Origin of the sequence: Bacillus sp. CDB3 (assembly GCF_002081505.1) — a bacterium.
Lineage (GTDB): Bacteria > Bacillota > Bacilli > Bacillales > Bacillaceae_G > Bacillus_A > Bacillus_A cereus_AT.
Map to the genome: position 1 here is coordinate 51,935 of NZ_ALBR01000084.1, position 20,856 is coordinate 72,790.

Sequence of the window (20,856 nt, forward strand, 5' to 3'; positions counted from 1 at the left end):
GTTCAATATTTTGTCACTTTGTACTTTTTTCCACATCTGTTAATTCAATTTCATTGCAGTTGAAATTAGCATTATGCCATAATAGCATAGGAGAGGTGAATATCGCTTGAAATATTTTATTTACTTTATTGTTATCGTAGCGTTTTTAGATACATTTTCACAATTACCTATTATGAGTACTTTCGCTCAAAGTCTTGGAGGAACCCCTCTTGTTATCGGACTAGTTGTCGGTATGTACTCATTCGCTAATATGATCGGTAATATTATTGCTGGAGCCGCTGTCGATAAATTCGGCGCAAAAAAAATCCTTTATATAAGCATGGGAATTACGAGTTTCATAGTCTTGTTATACACCGTTGTTCAAAGTGGTGAACAACTATTAGTTGTGCGCTTTATGCACGGTTTTAGTGACGGATTTTTAATTCCTGCTGCCTTTACATTTTTATCAAAGCAAACGAATTCAGCAAGGCAAGGTAAGGCAATGGCTCTATCTGGTGCTGCTGTTGGAACAGCTGCAATCGTAGGACCTGCTTTTAGTGGCATTATGAAAGCAACAGCTGGTATAGAGTGGGTGTTCATTACTATTTCTATTTTAATGGTCCTTGGTACAATCGTATCTCTATTCTTCTTACCAAATAACGTATCAAGAAAAGATACATCAAGAACTCAAATGATGAACAAAGAAGATATGATTGAACTATTGAAATCAGAACCGTTATTACAAGCATATATTGGTGCTTTCACACTAATGTTTTCACAAGGGATTGTCACTTATATGTTACCAGTAAAAGTTGAGGCGTTAGCACTTAAAGCATCTACAACAGGCATGATGTTAAGTGTATTCGGAATTACCGCTATCCTCTTCTTCTTACTGCCAACAAATCGCATTTACGATCGATTTAATCGTTCAAAACTAATGCTAATCGGGATTGCAGTAATGGCACTAGCATTATCTTTACTCGGATTATTTACAACAAAAGGCATGCTCTTTATCGTTATGATGATTTATGGAATTGGGTTCGCTATCCTCTTCCCAGCAATTAATGCTTTACTTGTTGAAAATACGACAGATAATAATCGCGGGAAAGCATTCGGTTTGTTTTATGCATTCTTCTCGTTAGGGGTTGTTGCTGGATCCTTTACAGTTGGAGTAATCGGAGCATCACCTAGCGCTAGCTTCGTTATCGGAACTGCATTCTTGTTAACATTTGCTGGAATGATTTTTGTAAGAAGCAAAGTAAAAAAGACAATGATGGGTTAATTCCATCATTGTCTTTTTTTCGCCTAATATATATTACTTTTGCATATAACCAAGTAATACTGTAAATAAACTTATGTATAAAAGCAATACTACATTCTTCCTTTAAAAAAGAAGGTCCATAAATACCAACAATACTTCGACAATTTCCTCGGAAATATTTCTTTTACCCACATAATTTGCTACACTATATATGAACAGACGCTTGTATTACATAAGCTGAAATAATAACTTACTGTACAAATATAAAAGCACATTCTTCATATGAAGAATGTGCTTTTACTTTATTAACGCCTAATCCAAACAGCACCTGCTGACTTATCCTCTGCCTGTCCAACAACTTGGAATTTAAGTCCAAGGTTTGGAACTTTTCGTCCCGCATCAGCAATTTGCTTATTACTGTATACCTTTGAATCATCAAACGTTGTAACACCTTGTAATCCAGTATAATTAAACTGTCCTCGTGTAAATGAATTTACACTCCATGAAGGTGTTTGATCAAATGAAAATGCAGCATCTGCAATTTGAATTCCAGTATTACCGTATGCTGGTTTCCCGCCTAAATTTCCAACAATCGCTTCTGGATGAGAATCTACAACACCAAGGAAGCCTTCACCTGGATGTAACCCAACCCAGTTATCTTTGAAACTATCATCTGCATACCAAACGACAAGACCTGTATTATACACCGGACCTTTTCCCGCTTTTAATCCATTATCTGATCCGGCATAGTTTCTCCACTCTAGATAATAATAATGGGGTTTCTGTTCTGTCCCATCAGAAACAACGAATCCATTTAACTTCATTTTAGATTGTCCTTCTGCGTCATCTGAAAATACTACTTGTCCATCAACTGTTACATTTACATTATCCATTGCGAAACCTTTATATGTTAAAGCTGGATCTGTAATATAGTCGAATTGTAGTTTAACTTTCTTCCCTTTAAATTGACTTAAATCATATGATTTATCAACCCATTTTCCATCTGTTGTATCTCTATCTTCTTGGACTATGTTTTCTCCCAATCTATCAATTAATGTTTTCGTTCCATCTTCAGTTACAGCATGTACTTCGATGAAATCACACTCTGCTTCTAGTTCATAATTCGATTTATAATCAAATTTTGCATTAGTTCCTTTTGTTAAATCGAAGAATGGTGTTTCTAATGTCGTATGAATATCATCGCCTCTTGTACTATAGTATGCACGTTTTCCAAATCCAGGCTTAATTGTTTCAATACTCTTACCTGGTAAGTTAACACGTACGACACCTGGACGATTTGATTTCGTAACACTTTGATCAATATATGTAGGGACTCCTACACCACTCTTAATTTTATCGTAATCTACTTCTAAAATTTTTGCCCAGTTTCCACCCATATTCTTTTGTAAGAAGTCTTTATTTTGTGGTGAAAAACTAGTTGGCTCTGTCCCTGCGATTTTTCCTGTCCAGCTACCTCCACTCATTAATGACCAAGCTTCAACAGGTGATCCATTTCCAGTATAATTCGTATCATACTCATCTGGTAAACCAAGGTCATGTCCAAATTCATGTGCAAACACACCTACTGCACCGTCTTCTGGTTCAATTGTGTAATCATGAGCCGCTACTTTTCCACCCCAATAAGGTACTTTAGATGTTGTTCCTTCAATCGCTACTGGATCCCTTGCTAATTTAGATCGATGTGACCAAATTGCATCATCTCCTAATTTACCACCGCCAGCTTCTTGACCAACACCGGCATGAATTACCATTAAATGATCAATTACACCGTCCGGTTCATTAAGATTGCCATCGCCATTTGTATCATAGCGGTCGAACTGATCGAATTGTGATAAATCTAATCCTTTATCCGCTGCAGCTTTTAATGCTTCTTTCACTAAATCACGCGCACCTTTTGGTCCTTTATTATCGTGACCGCTACTACCATCAGCACCGTAATCAGCAGCTTTACCTGGAACAGTTAACCACTCTGTTACATACCCATCTGTCGTATAACTGCCACCAGACTGTTCTTCATAATATTGCTTAAATGTTTTTACTTTCGAACCATCAAATAATGTGTAAGGCTCATTACCAAATAACATTTTTTGATAATGTTCCCTACTAAAATCTTTCGAGTACATATAACCCGGTGTTTGCTCAATATTATTATGTTTATAATCACTAAACTCAACGAGTAACACTAACACTTTATCCGTACGAACAGGTCCATTATATGGAGCTTGTTTCGCCTTAGAAGTTGGAACTTTCCCATCTAATTGCTTTTTATTTGGCTCCGGCTTTTGATCAGGGCTCACATTTTTTTCAGCTTTCTTTACCTTCTCTTTTTCCTCCATCTTCTTCTCTTTTACCTTTTTTACGAAGTCAGATGCTTCTTTAGCAGTATCCTCTGGAAGAATTTCTTTATTTGCTTGATCCCCTTTTTTCTTTTCAATATATTGCTCTACAGCTTTTTTCGTCTCTTCTTTAGAAGATGCTGAATTAATTGTTCCTCGTTCTTTCAATGCTTCCGCTAAACGATCTTCTTGAATTAAATTATGATCAATTGGCGTTGTAGACATATTTTCTTTTGCTTTCACTGGCGTTTCTGCGTATGCTAACGGAGCACTCCATACAGCTGTGCATCCGATGATTGCCGTAATTGCTAATGACGACAACACTTTAAACGGTGCTTTTCTTCTCATTCTATTTCTCTCCTCTTATAAAACTTAAAATTCAGATAAATAAGTATGTTTTAATTGAAATCCCTGCTTTCTGCCCTCCATATATAAAAAGGCATAATTCTATAAACGTTAAGCTTTCTGTTATAGAATCATGCCCTCCAGTTTTCTGGTCAGACCCTCTACCTTTTTATGTAAAAATACAAAAAGTAAAGAGTGATTTGTATATATTAAATAGCTTATATTAAAAATTTTAAAGGTAATATGCAAAATTGCATGAAGATTCCCTTAAATAAAAAAGAACCCAAGTTAATTAAACTTGGGTTCTCCATTTCGTATTATTTCTCTTGTGTTTTCTCCCAATCAGCTAAGAATTTCTCAATTCCTTGATCTGTTAATGGGTGCTTCACTAATGAAGCAATTACGTTTGCTGGGATTGTTGCAATATGTGCACCGTTTAATGCTGCGTCTGTTACATGAACACTGTGACGTACAGATGCTGCAATGATTTCTGTTTCAATGCCGTGAATTGCAAAGATTTCTGCGATTTGACGAATTAAGTCCATACCGTTATGACCGATATCATCTAGGCGACCTAAGAACGGTGAAACGTATGTCGCACCAGCGCGAGCTGCAAGTAATGCTTGAACTGCTGAGAATACTAATGTAACGTTCGTACGAATTCCTAAATCTGAGAATGCTTTTACTGCTTTTAAACCTTCTGTTGTCATTGGAACTTTTACAACAACGTTTGGAGCGATTTTCGCTAACTCTTTTCCTTCTTCAATCATTTTATCAGCCTCTAAGCTAATTACTTCTGCACTTACAGGTCCTTCAATAAAGCTGCAAATTTCACGAATACGCTCATGGAAATCTACGCCTTCTTTTGCTACAAGTGATGGATTTGTCGTTACTCCAGCTACTACACCTAATGCATTTGCCTCTTTAATTTCGTTAATGTTTGCTGTATCAATAAAAAATTTCATTTGTTATTCTTCCTTCCTAATTTTCATTTTATATTTATTTATTTTTTCTTAATAAGCTCTAATTCAATCGGAATAAATTTGTCCACTTTTTTACCTTGTGTTATCTCTTTCGCTGTTTCCATCGCCTTCTCTCCGATTAATTCCGGTTTTTGAGCGACTGTCGCTGCCATGCGCCCATCTTTAACCGCTTTTACAGCATCGTCTGTTGCATCAAATCCAACAACAACCACATCTGTTTTACCAGCAGATTTCAATGCCTCGAGTGCGCCTAATGCCATTTCATCGTTATGAGCAAACACTGCTTTTATATCGCTATTTGCTTGCAAAATATTTTCCATAACGGATAAACCTTTTGCACGATCGAAATCAGCTGCTTGTTTTGCTACTACTTTTAAAGACTTATCAGCTACGTTATGGAATCCTTTCCCACGCTCACGAGCAGCAGACGATCCAGGGATTCCTTCTAACTCAGCAACATTTGTTCCTTCACCAACTAATTCCCGAATGTAATCACTAGCCATTTGACCACCTTCTACATTGTTGGAAGCAATATGAGAAACAACTTTACCTGAATTCGCAACTCGGTCTACTGTAATAACAGGAACATTGGCTGCATTAGCTGCACTTACCGCTGAAGCGACAGCATCTGAATCGGTTGGATTAATAACAACTACATCGACACCTTTTTGAATTAAATCTTCAACATCGTTTGTTTGCTTCGCTGCATCATTTTGTGCATCAACAGCAATTAATTCAATGCCGCTATCTTTTGCTTTCTTTTCTGCACCTTTTTTCAACGTGACGAAAAATGGATTATTTAAAGTTGAAACAGAAAATCCAACTTTAATAGTTTTATTTCGACCTTTATCGCTAGAATCCTTTGCCCATTCTGGTGGTTCCATTGAACAACCAGCAGTAACTACCATGATGCATGCAACGAGTATCAGTAACCATTTTTTCATGAATTGCCCCTCCATTACGCTTCTTTTCGACGATCAATTAGTACAGCTAGTAAGATTACAAGTCCTTTTACAACTTGTTGGAAGAAAGAAGATACACCTAATAAATTTAAACCGTTATTTAGTACACCAATAATAAGCACACCGATGAATGTACCAACAATCCATCCTCTTCCGCCAGAAAGGCTCGTTCCTCCTAACACAACTGCAGCAATTGCATCTAATTCGTAAGAAGTACCAGCAGTCGGCTGTGCAGAATCTAACCTTGATGTTAAGACAATACCTGCAAGCGCTGCCAAAATTCCGGAAAGACCGTAAATCATTACTTTAATTCTCGTAACATTAATACCTGATAAAGCTGCCGCTTCTTCATTTCCACCAATAGCAAACGTACGGCGACCAAACGTTGTTTTCTTTAAAATAAAGTACAGTACTGCAAAAGCGATCATCATTGTAACGGCTGGCACAGGAATACCAAGGAAATAACCACGGCCAAACATTTGGAACATTAAATGATCACCAAGACCAGTGATCGGACGTCCGTCCATATAAACAAGCGTCAACCCGCGAAAAATAGTCATTGTTGCTAAAGTCGCAATAAACGGAGCTACTTTTCCCTTCGCAATAATGATACCGTTTACAATACCCATTACAAGACCTGCTAATAATCCAACTGCCATTGCAAGGAACGGATCCATGCCACTTGCCATCATTCCGGCAACAAGTGCACTTGATAATGCTAAAATAGAACCTACCGATAAGTCAATACCCCCTGTTAAAATAACGAAGGTCATTCCAAATGCAATGAGTGCATTAATCGATACTTGGCGCAGTATATTAAATAAATTTGGAATTTCAATAAATGCTGGATTTAAAGCTGTAATTACCACGATAATTAATACTAACCCAATTAAAGAACCAAGTTGTTGTAATACATTCCCCTTCTTAGCCATATCTTACTCTCCCCCTGTAGCTAGTGCCATAATAGACTCTTGCGATGCCTGATCTTTCTCTAAAATACCACCGATTTTCCCTTCATGAATGACAAGAACACGATCACTCATTCCTAAAACTTCTGGAAGCTCAGACGATACCATAATAACGGCATCACCTTGCTCGGTAAGCTTATTCATAATAGAGTAAATTTCTTTTTTAGCCCCAACATCTACACCTCTTGTTGGCTCATCTAAAATGAGTAACTGCGGATGAATACCTAGCCATTTTGCAATTACAATCTTTTGCTGATTTCCACCAGAAAGAGATTTTACAGATTGCTCTCCGTTTGCTGCTTTCACATTAAGGAGCTTCATCATATCCTCTGTAAATTGCTGTTCTAAACCTTTATTAACAACGCTTCCCTTTGAAAGACTTTTTAAGTTTGGTAATGCTAAATTTTCACGAATGGAAAAATCTAACACAAGTCCTTCTGATTTTCTATCCTCTGTAATAAAAGCAATTCGTTGTCTAATTGCATCAATTGGACTATCAATTTTCACTTCTTGTCCATTCATAAAAATTTGTCCTGAATCGAGCGGTTCATATCCAAATATTGCTTTCATGATATCCGTACGACCGGCTCCCATCAAACCAGCAACACCAAGGATTTCACCTTTTCTAACTTGAAACGAAACATTTTCAAATTTTCCTTTTTCGTTCCGTTACGCATTTCAAAAATCACTTCACCAATTTGGCTATTGCGCTCTGGATAACGTTCACCAATACTTCGGCCCACCATCATGCTAACTACTTCATCAAATGACGTTTCTGGAATTAATCTTTTCCCTACATATTCTCCATCACGCAAAATCGTAATAGCATCACATATTGAAAAAATTTCTTCCATCCGGTGTGAAATATAAACAAATGAAACGCCCTCTTTACGTAATTTATTAATAACAATAAACAGCGTTTCAATCTCGCGATCTGTTAATGCTGCTGTAGGTTCATCCATAATAATAACGCTCGCATTTGTCATTAATGCTTTCGCAATTTCAATAATTTGCTGTTGTCCAACTGATAATTCACCTGCTAGCATAGCGCCTCTCACATGTAGACCAAGATCCGCTAATTGCTGCTGGGCAATCGCATTCATTTGACGCGTACGCAAAATACCTGTTTTCCCATACATTAACTCTTTTCCAAGAAACATATTTTCAGCTACCGTTAAATTCGGTAATATGTTCAACTCTTGATGGATAAATGCAATACCATATTCTTCTGCTTCTTTCGCATTTTTAAAAGTTCTTTCTTGTCCATCAATCGTGACTGTTCCACTGTCTTTTTTATATACACCTGTTAAAATCTTCATGAGCGTCGATTTCCCCGCTCCGTTTTCCCCCATCAATGCATGGACTTCTCCTGTTTCAATCATAAACTGTGCGTTTTTTAGAACAGGATTACCACTGAACGCTTTTGAAATGTTTTTCATTTCAATATGCATTCTCATCACATCCCTTTATTAAAAAATCACGCCTGCATGTAAAATAACATTCGCATAAGGCGTTGCTTCTCCTGTACGAATAATCGCCTTCGCCCTCTTTGTATGCTCTTTAAACTCCTTATGAGACACATATTCAAATGCTGGCTCTATTAAACGCATCTCAACCTCTTTATTTACCTCTGCATTACTCATAATAACTTCTTCTGCTAACGTCACTTTTTCAATCGCCATATCATCGGCAACTACTTGTAATACGTCTAAAAAACTAGGTTTCCCAATCTCAACTGCTAAATCAATTCGTTTTACTCCATCAGGAATAGGTAATCCGCAATCAGCAATTACAATCGTATCTGTATGTCCAAGTGAAGCAAGGACTGCCGCGATTTCGCTATTTAATACACCGTGCTTTTTCATCCGACAATCACCTGCACTTCACGCACCCTATCTCTCGTTGGCATACCGCCTTGTGCCCCAAGTTTTGTTACAGAAAGGCCACCAGCAATATTGGCAAAACGAATTGCTTTTTGAAGTGTTTCTCCTTCAGAAAGTGCAACTGCTAACGCACCATTAAATGTGTCACCAGCTCCAGTCGTATCTACTACATCAACAGCAATACTAGGAACATGTACAATCTCCGTACCATTATGGAAACGAACACCGCTAGAACCTTCTGTTATCAGTAGTTTGTTTGGGTATTTAGCCAGTAGATCTTCAATTGGTGATGTGAAATCATCTAATACAATGCGACACTCATGCTCATTTGGCGTAATATAAGTCGCTTTTTCTAAAATATCTTCTGATAAGATTTGTGCTGGAGCAGGATTCAACATAACCGGAATTTTATGCTCCTCACAAATAGACAGAACGTATTTTACTGTTTCAAGCGGAATCTCTAGTTGAAGAACAACCATATCAGCTTTTACAAGAAGGTCTTTTGAACGATCTACAATCGACTCATTTACAAGAGCATTTGCTCCTTGTACGACAACAATACTGTTGTCCTCTTCTGCTAAAATGATATGGGCAATTCCTGTCGTTCTATCTGTAACCGGTACCACATAGTCGATAAAAACGCGTTCGTTCTCCAAATTTTTTCTAACTACTGTTCCATAATCATCATTTCCTACTGCACCAACCATCGCTACATTTGCTCCTAATCTAGCTGCTGCAACTGCTTGGTTAGCTCCTTTCCCTCCTGGGATCGTATGAAACGCTTCACCAATTACTGTTTCTCCTGCTTTCGGCCGTATTTTTGAAACAGCCACTAAGTCCATTGAAATACTACCTACTACTGCAATATTCGGCATCTGTCTCATCTCCTTACTTCGTTGTATTTCTTTCTATAATTTCAATCGGTAAACGATAGTGTTTCTCTTCTAATGCATTTCCTTCCATCTGCTCTAACAACAGCTCTGTTGCAATTTTTCCCATTTCATATATTGGCTGTGCAACAGTCGTAATAGATGGATACATCATTTCTGTTAAAGAAATTCCATCGAATCCGATAATTTGTAAATCATCTGGGATAGAAATCCCCTTTTGAAGTGCAGCCTTTACAATACCAATTGCAATTAAATCATTCCCAGCAACAATTCCGTCAATATGCGGATACTCTTCCAATAATTCTACCGCTACCTGTTCACTATTAGCTGGATCGAATGTACTCTCTGCAATCATATAAGAAAGATTATTTTGCGTAATAACGTCTACAAAGCCTTCAAAACGTTCATTGGCTGTGCTTACATCACGTGGTCCGCGAATATGTGCAATATGTTTACATCCTTTATCTATTAATAACTTTGTCGCCGCCTGACTCCCTGCATAGTTATCTGCATATACAGTAGGAATGCGCTCATTAAACATACGGTCAATCGCAACAACTGGAATAGACAAATTCATGTAATTAACACTATTTTGTGGATTCGTTGCCACAATAAACCCATCCACATTATTTTGTCTAAGTACGTCAATGTATTGTTTCTCTTTTTCTAAACTTTCATCAGAGTTACAAAGGACAACTGTGTAACCTTGCTTATGTGCTACATCTTCTACGGCACGTGCAACTTCCGGAAAGAATGGATTCACGATATTTGGAACAACTAAGCCAATTAAACGAGATTTTTTATTGTATAAAGAACGCGCTACTGTACTAGGCTTATAATCTAGCATTTCAATTGCTCGCTCTACTTTCTTTAATGTATCCTCATGAACATATCCATTTTTATTTAACACTCTGGAAACGGTCGCAACAGATACTCCCGCTAATTTTGCAACGTCTTTAATCGTACTCATTCTCTTTTCTCCCCATTTCGTGTAACCGTTTACAGAAAATAATATAACGCATTTATAAAAATACGTCAATCATTTCTCATAAAAAAGCACCGCCATAAGGCGATGCTTTTTCATTACGAAGATGATGCAGTTCGTTCGTTCTCTTCTACAGCAGGCTCTTCAGCACTTTTTTTACGATCAGACAGCTTAATCTTCTGTAAGAAAATCGTAAAGATTGCACCTACTATGATAAATACTAATCCTGTTAAGAATACAGTATGAAGTGAGTCTACTAAAGAACTTTTCAAAATTGGTACGATGCTATTAGAGAATGCTTCTGGCATTTGCTTTAATGCTTCTGGATTAAAGAGCATCGAATATAAACCTTGTGGGTCTGTATGAATCATATCTTTAAATTTTGTTACCATTTGTCCCGCTTCTTTCGGGAACGTATCTAATACAGGTACTAATTTATTTGTTAATGTTGTACCTGAAGTGTTATTCATAATTGATCCTAAAATTGTAATACCGAATGTTCCACCGATTTGACGGAAGAACTGACTTGATGATGTTACTACACCAAGATCTTTTTTCGGGAAGCTTTCTTGTAACGCCAATGTTAATGTTGGCATAACAAGACCCATTCCTAAACCGATAACCATCATATAAGAAGTAGCGGTAAGCTTAGTTGTGTGCATATCCATCGTTGTTAATAACCAGAATCCACCAGCCATAACAAGCATACCTGTGATAATTTGTGGTTTCACACCGACTTTTAATACAAGTTGACCGCCGATAATACTCATAACAATCATTGTAATCATCATTGGTGTCATGATCGTTCCTGATTCAGCAGCACTTACTCCTACAATTCCTTGCATGAAGAACGGTACGAACATAATAGCTCCAAACATTCCGATACTCATAAAGAATCCAATCGCATTCAGTATTGTAAAGGTGCGATTTTTAAAGAAATGCATTGGTAAAATTGGTTCTTCAGCTTTCGTTTCAACAATAATAAAGCTAACGATACCAATTAAAGCTAATGCGAATAACCCGATAATTTGCCAAGAATCCCATGCATAATCTTTCCCGCCAAACGTTAACGCAAGTAATAAACTTACAACACCGAGGATCATCGTAAAGATTCCAGCGATATCAATTTTAATTGGTCCTGTTTGTTTATGTGATTTTAATCCCATTGCGATAAAGATTGTTGCTAAAATACCAACTGGTAAGTTAATGTAGAACACCCATCTCCAGTTCACTGCGTCTACAATCCAACCACCAACTTGTGGGCCAATTACAGAAGCAAGACCGTATAGCGCTCCAAAAATCCCTTGCCATTTCGCACGTTCTTTTCCCGTGAACATATCTCCGATAATAATCATAGCCATTGGCATCATAATACCGCCACCAAGACCTTGAATACCACGGAAAATAATTAACTCTGTCATCCCATTTGCCATACCACATAACGCTGAACCAATCATAAAAATAACTAGCCCTGTTATATATACGTTACGACGACCAAGTAAATCCGCTAATTTACCTGCGATTGGTACAACTGTCGTTGATGTTAACATGTAAGCAGTTGTTAACCATGTCATTAAGCTTAGTCCGCCAAGTTCACCGACGATACGCGGCATTGCTGTACCAACGATTGTTCCGTCTAACGCAGCAAATAGCATTGCGATTACTAAACCAATCAACAACAGCTTTCTATTTGTATTTTCTTGTTGCTCCATGTAATCTCCTCAATTCCTCTTAGTTCTTCTCTTTTTTCTCTTGTGTCCCGCAAATAATTGTTTCTAACTTTTCAAAGAGGCGTAACAAATCTTCCCTCTCTTGTAATTCTAAGTGTGAGAAGTATTTTGCTATATGCTCATTACGAGCTGCCATCGCCTCTTTTACTGTATCTTTCCCCTTTTTCGTTAGCTCAATGACAACAACGCGGCGATCATTATCGTCGTGATAACGCTCTACTAGCCCATGATCAATTAAACGATCAATCATTACTGTAATCGCGCTCGGTTTCACGTACATTTTCTCCGCCAATTGTGTCGCCCTTGAAGCTCCGTAATGATCTAAAATCTTTAAAATATAAAACTGCGGTGGTGTAAGTCCTGATGCTTGCATTTGTTCTAATAGCTCTGTTTGCATTTTCTTTCCTATAGCGAATGTAAGAGCTTGAATCTTATCAATATGAGTCATATCATTTGGCATGTTATCCACCTCTTATTTAAGCAATAAAATATTTAACGTATTTAAATATTAATCCCACAAACAAAATACGTCAACAACTTTATTTATAAAAACGTTTACATTCTTGTCACAAAGTTGTATAATTTTCGTCGAAGTTAATATTGACAGTCACGGAGAATCGGAGTATACGGCTATGAATCATAAAAAAGGGAACTTTTTTATATTTCATAGCCTTTTTGTATTCTCTCTGTCTTAAAAGGCTTTGAATTAATTAGGGGAGGATTTTCATTTTATGTTTTTCACACAATTATTTAAACCTGCGCCCCACGCAGAACGCTTACCAGCTAATCGCACTGATAGCGAATACCGTAAATTACGTTTACAAGTATTTTTAGGTATCTTCATCGGTTATGCGGGTTACTACTTTGTTCGAAAAAACTTTTCACTCGCAATGCCATACTTAATCGAACAAGGCTTTAGCAAAGCGGAACTCGGGGTTATCCTTTCAGCAGTATCTATCGCTTACGGATTAAGTAAATTTCTTATGGGTATCGTATCCGATCGTTGTAATCCTCGCTACTTTTTAGCAGCTGGGCTATTTTTATCAGGTATCATTAATATTATTTTCGGCTCATTTTCTTTCATTACAACGAGCATTATACTTATGTTTGTACTTCAGTTTTTAAATGGATGGGTACAAGGTATGGGATGGCCTCCTTGTGGCCGTACGATGGTTCACTGGTTCTCGATTAGTGAACGTGGTACAAAAATGTCTATTTGGAACGTCGCTCATAATGTCGGTGGCGCACTTATGCCTTCTCTCGTTACATTAGGCTTATATCTCTTTGCAAATGACTGGAAAAGTATATTTTACTTCCCAGGTATTCTTTCAATTTTAGTTGGGATTTATGTATTAATTACGATGAGAGATACACCTCAATCTTGCGGATTACCTTCTATTGAAGAACATACTGGGGAATATCCATCAGAGGAAAAAGTAGCGGACCGTGAACGCGAACTTTCGGTGAAGGAAATTTTATTTACATACGTATTAAACAATAAGTTCTTATGGTACATCGCTATCGCTAACGTTTTTGTTTATTTCGTTCGTTACGGCGTTGTAGACTGGGCTCCTACTTATTTAGTAGAAGAAAAAAGCTTTACTCATAGTAGCTCACGTACCGCTTACGCTCTATATGAATGGGCTGGTATTCCAGGTACACTTCTTTGCGGATGGATGAGTGATAAACTGTTTAAAGGGCGCCGCGCACCTGCTGGTATTTTATTTATGGTCGGTGTATTCATTGCTGTTCTTGTTTACTGGCTAAATCCTGCTGGCCATCCAATCATTGATAGCATCGCACTCGTTTCCATTGGATTTTTAATTTACGGACCTGTTATGTTAATTGGTCTACACGCTCTTGATTTAGCACCAAAGAAAGCTGCTGGAACTGCCGCTGGTTTAACTGGGTTCTTCGGTTACCTAGGCGGAGCTACTTTTGCTAGTGCTGCTATGGGCTTTATCGTAGATGCATTCGGATGGGATGGCGGATTCATCTTATTACTTGCATCCTGTGTACTTGCAATGTTCTTCCTTGCCCTTACTTTAAATACAGGGTCGGCAAAATCAAAACAAGCTTAATTACTAATATTATACTTACAAAAAAAAGAGAGACCGTTCTTCCCAGAATGCCTCTCTTTTTTCTACATATAAATCTTTTTTCTTACAAAAGATTTATTTCCCTCTTACATATATGTTAGCGTTTCCAAAACTCTTCAACTACTAATACAACTGCATTCAATTTTTATATAAAAAGATTTTTGAATATTTTTTCAACTTATTCTTGTCAAACATTGTCAATTTATATTAAAATAACAACAACATACAAAATATTTAGTTTTTTCAGAAAGATGGAGGGATAGCCATGAAGAATCCACTTCTTCGCATTGAAAATTTACAGACGTCCTTTCGCATACAAGATCAATACCATGCAGCAGTTGATAACGTTTCGTTAACTGTCCATGAAAATGAAATTGTCGCGATAGTTGGTGAATCGGGTTGCGGAAAAAGTGCACTTGCCCTTTCCATTATGCGACTGCATAATGAAGCAAATACAAAATTACAAGGGCAACTTTACTATAGAGATAAGGATTTACTAACTATGTCGACCGCAGAAATGAATAAAGTACGCGGATCAAACATCGGTATGATTTTCCAGGAACCTCTTACAGCACTCGATCCTCTTATGACAGTTGGAAAACAAATCGAAGAAAACTTAGACTACCACACAAGCCTTTCAAAAACAGAAAAGAAAGAACGCACCTTAGAACTACTCCATCAAGTTGGTATTCCAAAACCAGAACTTACATATAAACAATACCCACATGAATTATCTGGCGGAATGAGACAAAGAATTGTTATCGCAATCGCAATTGCTTGTAACCCAGGACTCATTATTGCTGATGAACCGACAACCGCTCTAGATGTAACAATTCAAGCTCAAATACTAGACCTACTAAAATCCATTCAAGAACAAACAAAGATGGGTATCATTTTAATTACACATGATTTAAGTGTTGTTGCCGAAACGGCTGATCGTATTGTCGTTATGTATGCAGGACAAGTTGTAGAAACAGGAACAGTAGAAGAGATTTTTAATAACCCTCTTCACCCATATACTCGTTCTCTATTAAACTCAATTCCATCTGCGTATGCTGAAAAAGAAAAATTGCATGTAATTCAAGGGGTGGTTCCTTCGTTAGCAAAGCTACCTCGCACAGGTTGCCGCTTCCAAGCTCGAATTCCATGGGTTAGACCAGACCAGCATGAAGAAAACCCAGTTTTACATGAAGTAAAACCAGACCATTGGGTACGTTGTACTTGTTATAAACATTTCAACTTCCAGCATAAGAAAGGAGATGACGTAACTCATGGCACTGCTTAAAGTAGAAGATTTAAAAGTACACTTTCCAATTAAAGGTGGTTTCTTCGGGCGCACATTAGATTACGTGCGTGCTGTCGATGGTGTAAGTTTTGAATTACAACCTGGTGAAACGTACGGAATCGTTGGTGAATCAGGTAGTGGTAAATCAACAACCGGTAAAGCAATTATGCATTTAACAAAAGCGACGGGCGGTAACATTCATTTTAATAATAAAGATTTAACAAAATTAAGTCGCTCTGAGTTACGTGAACAACGAAAAGATATTCAAATGATTTTCCAAGATCCATATTCATCGCTAAATCCGAAGAAACGCGTTCTCGATATTATTGCCGAGCCTCTTCGGAATTTTGAGAAGCTTTCGCCTGAGGAAGAACGTAGAACCGTTCAAGAGTATCTTAGTATAGTTGGATTAAATCCAGAGTCTATTTATAAATATCCACATGAGTTTTCCGGTGGACAAAGACAGCGAATTGGTATTGCACGTGCTCTTACATTAAAACCAAAGCTTATTATCGCCGATGAGCCAGTATCTGCACTTGACGTTTCTGTACAAGCGCAGGTTTTAAACTTCTTGCAAGATTTACAAGCTGAACTAGGATTAACATATTTATTTATTAGTCACGATTTGGGCGTAATTCGTCATATGTGTGACCGTATCGGTGTTATGTACCGCGGGCGCATTGTGGAAGAAGCAACTAGTGCAGAGATTTATAATAATCCACAACATATTTATACGAAGCGATTAATATCAGCAATTCCTGATATTCGTCCTGAAAACCGAGAACAGCAACGTAAATTACGTCGTGAAGTAAGCGCTGAATACGAAAAATCATACGAAAACTATTTCAACGAAAATGGTCGTGCTTACGATTTAAAACCAATCTCGCCAACGCATCGGGTGGCATTACCATAAGGGAGTGATAAATCATGTGGAAGTTTATATTACGCCGAATCTTAATCATGATTCCGCAATTATTCATATTAAGCGTGCTCGTATTTCTACTAGCTAAAGCAATGCCAGGTGATGCATTAACTGGAGCAGAGATGGCAAATCCGAAAGCAGATCCAAAAATCCTTGAAGAACAACGTGAAAAGCTAGGATTAAATGATCCTGTAACAACGCAATATGTACGGTGGATTAAAAACGCTGTACAAGGTGACTTTGGTGTTTCCTATGCTCATAAAATGCAAGTAACAGATTTGATTGGTGAACGTCTCGGAAATACAATTTCATTAGCAATTGTTATTCTTATTCTTACCTATATTATTGCCATTCCACTTGGAGTAATAAGTGGCCGTTGGAACGATACTTGGGGCGATCGACTCATTACACTCTATAACTATTTAGGATTTGCTACACCGCTCTTTATTTTCGGATTAATTATGCTCTTCCTTTTCGGATTCCAGTTTCCAATTTTCCCGACCGGGGGTAGCGTAGATCCACAAATTGATACTGGTACATTTGCTTATTATGTAAGTAAATTTAATCACCTTTTATTACCGGCTCTATCAGGGGCATTAATTGCCACTGTCGGTACTGTACAATATTTACGTAGTGAAATTATTGATACGAAACATAAAGACTTTGTACGAACTGTTCGAGCAAAAGGTGTTCCTGAATCTAAAGTTTATTCACGACATATTTTACGAAATTCTTTTTTACCAATTGCGGCCTTTTTAGGTTATGAAATTACAGGTTTAGTTACTGGGGCACTCTTCTTAGAAAATATCTTTAGTTATCCAGGAATTGGACAATTATTCATCCAATCTATGGGACAACGTGACTTTAGTGTAGTAACTGCCATTGTTTTATTTACTGGATTCGCAACGTTACTCGGAACACTTCTTTCCGATATCATTTTAAGCATCGTTGATCCACGTATTCGAATCGATTAATGGGGAGGAGGAAAAAATCATGTTAGCAAATCCTGAAAAACAAACCGAAGTCATTCATTACGAGAAAAGCCCCTCTGGTTTCTCCATTATGTGGCGCGAATTTCGTAAAGATAAATTAGCAATGTTTTCACTAGTCTTTCTAGCAATATTACTATTAGCAGTCTATGTAACATCTTTTATTATGAAACAAGAAGATATTGTACGTGTAGATTTGTTTTCTATCTACGCACCTCCCTCTGCTGAACATTGGTTAGGCACTGATTATGGAGGCCGTGACATTTTTGGACAACTTATCATTGGTACACGAAACTCATTTACTATCGGACTAGCAATAACAATCCTTTCTTGCTTAATTGGTCTTTCTATCGGATTAATTGCAGGCTATTTCGGAGGAAAAGTTGATAATGTTATTATGCGATTCATTGATTTCGTAATAGTACTACCAACGTTAATGCTTATTATCGTATTTATCACACTTGTACCTACTTTTAATATCACAACGTTTATTCTAATTATGACTGCTTTCTTATGGACAGGAAAAGCAAGATTAATTCGCTCAAAAGTATTAACTGAAAAAGAACTCGATTATGTTGCTGCATCTAAAACTCTAGGTACACCTAACTGGAAGATCATCATTTTCCAAGTATTGCCTAACTTAAGTTCTATTATTATCGTAAGTGTTACATTAAACCTTGCAGGGAACATCGGTATTGAATCTGGTTTAACTTACTTAGGATTCGGTTTACCAGAAAGTACACCTAGCCTTGGTACACTTGTAAGTTATGCAACAAACCCAGATGTTTTACAAGAGAAATGGTGGATTTGGTTACCTGCATCAATCATGATTTTAGTGTTGATGCTGTGTATAAATTTTATTGGTCAAGCGTTAAAACGTTCGGCTGATGCAAGACAAAGAAAAGGATAAGGGGTGGAGAAGTTATGAACAAACCAAAATTGTACAAAGTATTAAGTACACTTGCTGCTTCAACATTATTACTATCTGCATGTGGGGGTGCTGATAGCGGAAGTAAAAAAACTAGTACTAGTACTAATACTAACCAAACAGATACGAAAAAATTTAATGCTCTTGTAAAAAATGATAAAAAAGAAATTCAAGACGGATCGTTAACATATGCTCTTGTTTCAAATACACCATTCGCAGGTGTGTTAAGTAGAGTTGTATATGACGGTGCTCCTGATGCTGAAGTTATCGATTTCTTTGATGAAGGCTTATTATATACAGATAAAAACTGGGAAATTAACAACGAAGGACCTGCAACTTATACAATTTCCGAAGATAAGAAAACAATTACAATAAAAATTAAAGATAATGTAAACTGGCACGATGGTAATCCCGTAACGGCTGAAGATTTAGAATTTTCTTACTTAATCATTGGTAACAGTAAATATGCTGGAGTTCGTTATGATACACAAATGCAAATGATCGAGGGAATGGAAGAATATCACGCTGGAAAAGCTGATAAAATTTCAGGTATTAAAGTTGTTGATCCAAAAACGATCTCTATTACTTATAAAACTGTTAATCCATCTTTAAAAACTGGTATTTGGACATATCCTACTTCTAAAAAATATTTAGGCGATGTACCAATTGAAAAATTAGCTGAATCAGATAAAGTTCGTAAAAATCCAATTGGATTCGGACCATTTAAAGTGAAGAAAATTGTTCCTGGTGAATCAGTTGAATTTGAACGCTTCGATGACTACTGGGGCGGTAAACCTAAATTGAAAAATGTAACTTTAAAAGTAGTAAACCCAGCAATCGTAAATGCTTCACTGAAAAAAGGTGATATTGATATCGCAAAAGTTACTGCAGATCAATATCCAAATGTAAGTAAATTAAAAAATACACAGCTAATTGGTAGAACGGGTCTTTACTATAGTTACATCGGATTTAAGTTCGGACATATGGACAAAGAGAAAAACGAAGCTGTAATGGATAAAGATAAATTTAAAGACGTTCGTTTACGTCAAGCGATGGCATATGCAGTGAATCGTGAAGAACTTGGGCAGAAGGTATATCATGGCCTTCGCTTCCCAGCTAACTCACCAATTCCACCATCTATGCCGAAGTTCCATAATAACAAATCTGGTGCATATGACTTCGATGTAGAAAAAGCGAAAAAATTATTAGATGAAGCTGGCTATAAGGATAAAAATGGTGATGGATTCCGTGAAGATCCAAAAGGCGGAGAATTCAAAATTAATTACTTAGCTAGTAGTGGTAGCGATACAAGTGAACCACTTGCAAAATTCTTTATTCAATCTTGGAAAGACATCGGCTTAAAAGTAGAACTTGTTGATGGTCGTCTACACGAATTCAACTCATTCTACGATATGATTAAGAAAGATGATCCAAAGATTGATATCTTCGGCGGTGCTTGGAATACTGGTTCTGACCCTGACTTATCTGGCCTTTGGTCAAAAGATGCAAGCTTCAACTACGCTCGCTGGGTAAACGATGAAAATACTAAATTATTAACTGAAGGTTTATCAGAAAAAGCTGGTGACGAGAAATATCGTAAAGAAGTATATGATAAATGGCAAAAATTAATCCATGATGAAGCACCTATGATTCCACTTCATTATCAATTTGAATTAACAGGCGTAAATAATCGTGTGAAAGACTATGATGTTGCTCCTGGTGCAAAATTAACATGGAAAGACGTTGCAGTAACAAGCGATAAAGCAGAAACAGAGAAATAAAATAAAAATAGCTCCTAGCCTATACTTTCTTTCGCTAGGAGCTATTTTTTATTTATCTCTAAAGTATACATTTTGTAGTTTATAATGACCATTTCCCTTCTTCTTATACAATACGATTAAAACATTTGCTGAAACATCTTTATTAAAACAGCTAACGTAACAGATCCAGCAAATCCCCCTAAACAAATTAAACTTACCCCTTGGCTATAAGACAAATTTTGAAGTGATTTCATATCTTCCATCCTCCCCATATCCTCTTTGATATTCTTATTTTATCAATGGGAATTTTTTCATAACATCGATTTCGCTGACAACTAACTTACAAATTTGTAAGTTAACAAATTCCCTTTAAACTTATATATCTAGTATGTCCACACTCTCCCCCTTTATACATCAAAAAAGACCTCGAAATATATCAAGGTCCTGCTTACACTACATAATATCTCACTCAACTTATTTTATCCCGCTATTTGTGGGCAGTAAGACCCCCACCTCAAAATTCAGTGAAA

At 37.0% G+C, this 20,856-nt stretch carries 17 protein-coding genes and 1 pseudogene; 7 read left to right on the top strand and 11 right to left on the bottom strand.

Translation table 11 applies throughout. The features are described 5' to 3' along the window. The first annotated feature begins 106 nt into the window (after positions 1-106). Positions 107-1,261: an MFS transporter gene (locus CDB3_RS20850; RefSeq protein ID WP_128855802.1), complete on the top strand. Its 1,155-nt coding sequence runs from the start codon at positions 107-109 to the stop codon at positions 1,259-1,261. 284 nt (positions 1,262-1,545) lie between these two features. Here the strand turns inward: CDB3_RS20850 and inhA2 are convergent, their stop codons facing one another. From inhA2 to CDB3_RS20900, 10 genes and pseudogenes are all read right to left on the bottom strand, one after another. Beyond that, positions 1,546-3,945: a M6 family metalloprotease immune inhibitor InhA2 gene (gene inhA2, locus CDB3_RS20855; protein WP_128855803.1), complete on the bottom strand. Its 2,400-nt coding sequence runs from the start codon at positions 3,943-3,945 to the stop codon at positions 1,546-1,548. Positions 3,946-4,259: 314 nt separating this feature from the next. Further along, complete coding sequence (gene fsa, locus CDB3_RS20860; RefSeq protein WP_000667666.1) at positions 4,260-4,907, bottom strand: fructose-6-phosphate aldolase; 648 nt, start codon at positions 4,905-4,907, stop codon at positions 4,260-4,262. A gap of 38 nt (positions 4,908-4,945) precedes the next feature. Then, the gene (gene rbsB, locus CDB3_RS20865; RefSeq protein WP_000758996.1) at positions 4,946-5,869 is read right to left on the bottom strand and encodes a ribose ABC transporter substrate-binding protein RbsB; all 924 of its coding nucleotides are present in this window, start codon (positions 5,867-5,869) and stop codon (positions 4,946-4,948) included. Between the two features lie 14 nt (positions 5,870-5,883). After that, positions 5,884-6,819 carry an ABC transporter permease subunit gene (locus tag CDB3_RS20870; RefSeq protein WP_001074641.1) on the bottom strand — a complete coding sequence of 312 codons (936 nt, stop codon included), beginning with the start codon at positions 6,817-6,819 and terminating at the stop codon, positions 5,884-5,886. A gap of 3 nt (positions 6,820-6,822) precedes the next feature. Next, positions 6,823-8,306 (bottom strand): annotated as a pseudogene (rbsA, locus tag CDB3_RS20875) (ribose ABC transporter ATP-binding protein RbsA). A gap of 18 nt (positions 8,307-8,324) precedes the next feature. After that, positions 8,325-8,720 (bottom strand): D-ribose pyranase, encoded by a 396-nt coding sequence (rbsD, locus tag CDB3_RS20880; RefSeq protein WP_071772206.1) that lies wholly within the window; start codon positions 8,718-8,720, stop codon positions 8,325-8,327. Further along, positions 8,717-9,613 (bottom strand): ribokinase, encoded by an 897-nt coding sequence (gene rbsK / locus CDB3_RS20885; protein ID WP_097832875.1) that lies wholly within the window; start codon positions 9,611-9,613, stop codon positions 8,717-8,719. Before rbsK ends, rbsD begins: the two co-directional genes overlap by 4 nt. Positions 9,614-9,626: 13 nt before the next feature. Further along, positions 9,627-10,598 (bottom strand): ribose operon transcriptional repressor RbsR, encoded by a 972-nt coding sequence (gene rbsR / locus CDB3_RS20890; protein ID WP_083596136.1) that lies wholly within the window; start codon positions 10,596-10,598, stop codon positions 9,627-9,629. A 113-nt stretch (positions 10,599-10,711) separates the two neighbouring features. Next, positions 10,712-12,325: an MDR family MFS transporter gene (locus CDB3_RS20895; protein ID WP_128855804.1), complete on the bottom strand. Its 1,614-nt coding sequence runs from the start codon at positions 12,323-12,325 to the stop codon at positions 10,712-10,714. A gap of 19 nt (positions 12,326-12,344) precedes the next feature. Beyond that, positions 12,345-12,803, bottom strand: a complete 459-nt coding sequence (locus CDB3_RS20900; protein WP_128855805.1) for a MarR family winged helix-turn-helix transcriptional regulator — start codon at positions 12,801-12,803, stop codon at positions 12,345-12,347. A gap of 271 nt (positions 12,804-13,074) precedes the next feature. Between CDB3_RS20900 and glpT the strand changes: the two genes are divergently transcribed. The 6 genes from glpT to opp4A all read left to right on the top strand — a co-directional run bounded on the left by glpT (position 13,075) and on the right by opp4A (position 20,347). After that, complete coding sequence (gene glpT / locus CDB3_RS20905) at positions 13,075-14,424, top strand: glycerol-3-phosphate transporter (protein ID WP_128855806.1); 1,350 nt, start codon at positions 13,075-13,077, stop codon at positions 14,422-14,424. A gap of 283 nt (positions 14,425-14,707) precedes the next feature. Next, complete coding sequence (locus tag CDB3_RS20910) at positions 14,708-15,727, top strand: ABC transporter ATP-binding protein (protein ID WP_097832872.1); 1,020 nt, start codon at positions 14,708-14,710, stop codon at positions 15,725-15,727. Then, positions 15,714-16,640 carry an ABC transporter ATP-binding protein gene (locus tag CDB3_RS20915; RefSeq protein ID WP_097832871.1) on the top strand — a complete coding sequence of 309 codons (927 nt, stop codon included), beginning with the start codon at positions 15,714-15,716 and terminating at the stop codon, positions 16,638-16,640. Before CDB3_RS20910 ends, CDB3_RS20915 begins: the two co-directional genes overlap by 14 nt. A gap of 14 nt (positions 16,641-16,654) precedes the next feature. Further along, a complete protein-coding gene (gene opp4B / locus CDB3_RS20920; RefSeq protein WP_029437469.1) occupies positions 16,655-17,623 on the top strand; it encodes an oligopeptide ABC transporter permease in 969 nt (322 codons plus the stop codon). Between the two features lie 19 nt (positions 17,624-17,642). Next, on the top strand, positions 17,643-18,548 hold the full coding sequence (locus CDB3_RS20925; protein WP_128855807.1) for an ABC transporter permease: 906 nt from the start codon (positions 17,643-17,645) through the stop codon (positions 18,546-18,548). 14 nt (positions 18,549-18,562) lie between these two features. Further along, complete coding sequence (opp4A, locus tag CDB3_RS20930) at positions 18,563-20,347, top strand: oligopeptide ABC transporter substrate-binding protein (RefSeq protein ID WP_128855808.1); 1,785 nt, start codon at positions 18,563-18,565, stop codon at positions 20,345-20,347. A gap of 116 nt (positions 20,348-20,463) precedes the next feature. Here opp4A and CDB3_RS20935 read toward each other — a convergent pair whose 3' ends face one another. Beyond that, positions 20,464-20,580 (bottom strand): DUF4027 family protein, encoded by a 117-nt coding sequence (locus CDB3_RS20935; RefSeq protein WP_097832917.1) that lies wholly within the window; start codon positions 20,578-20,580, stop codon positions 20,464-20,466. Between the last annotated feature and the right edge of the window lie 276 nt (positions 20,581-20,856).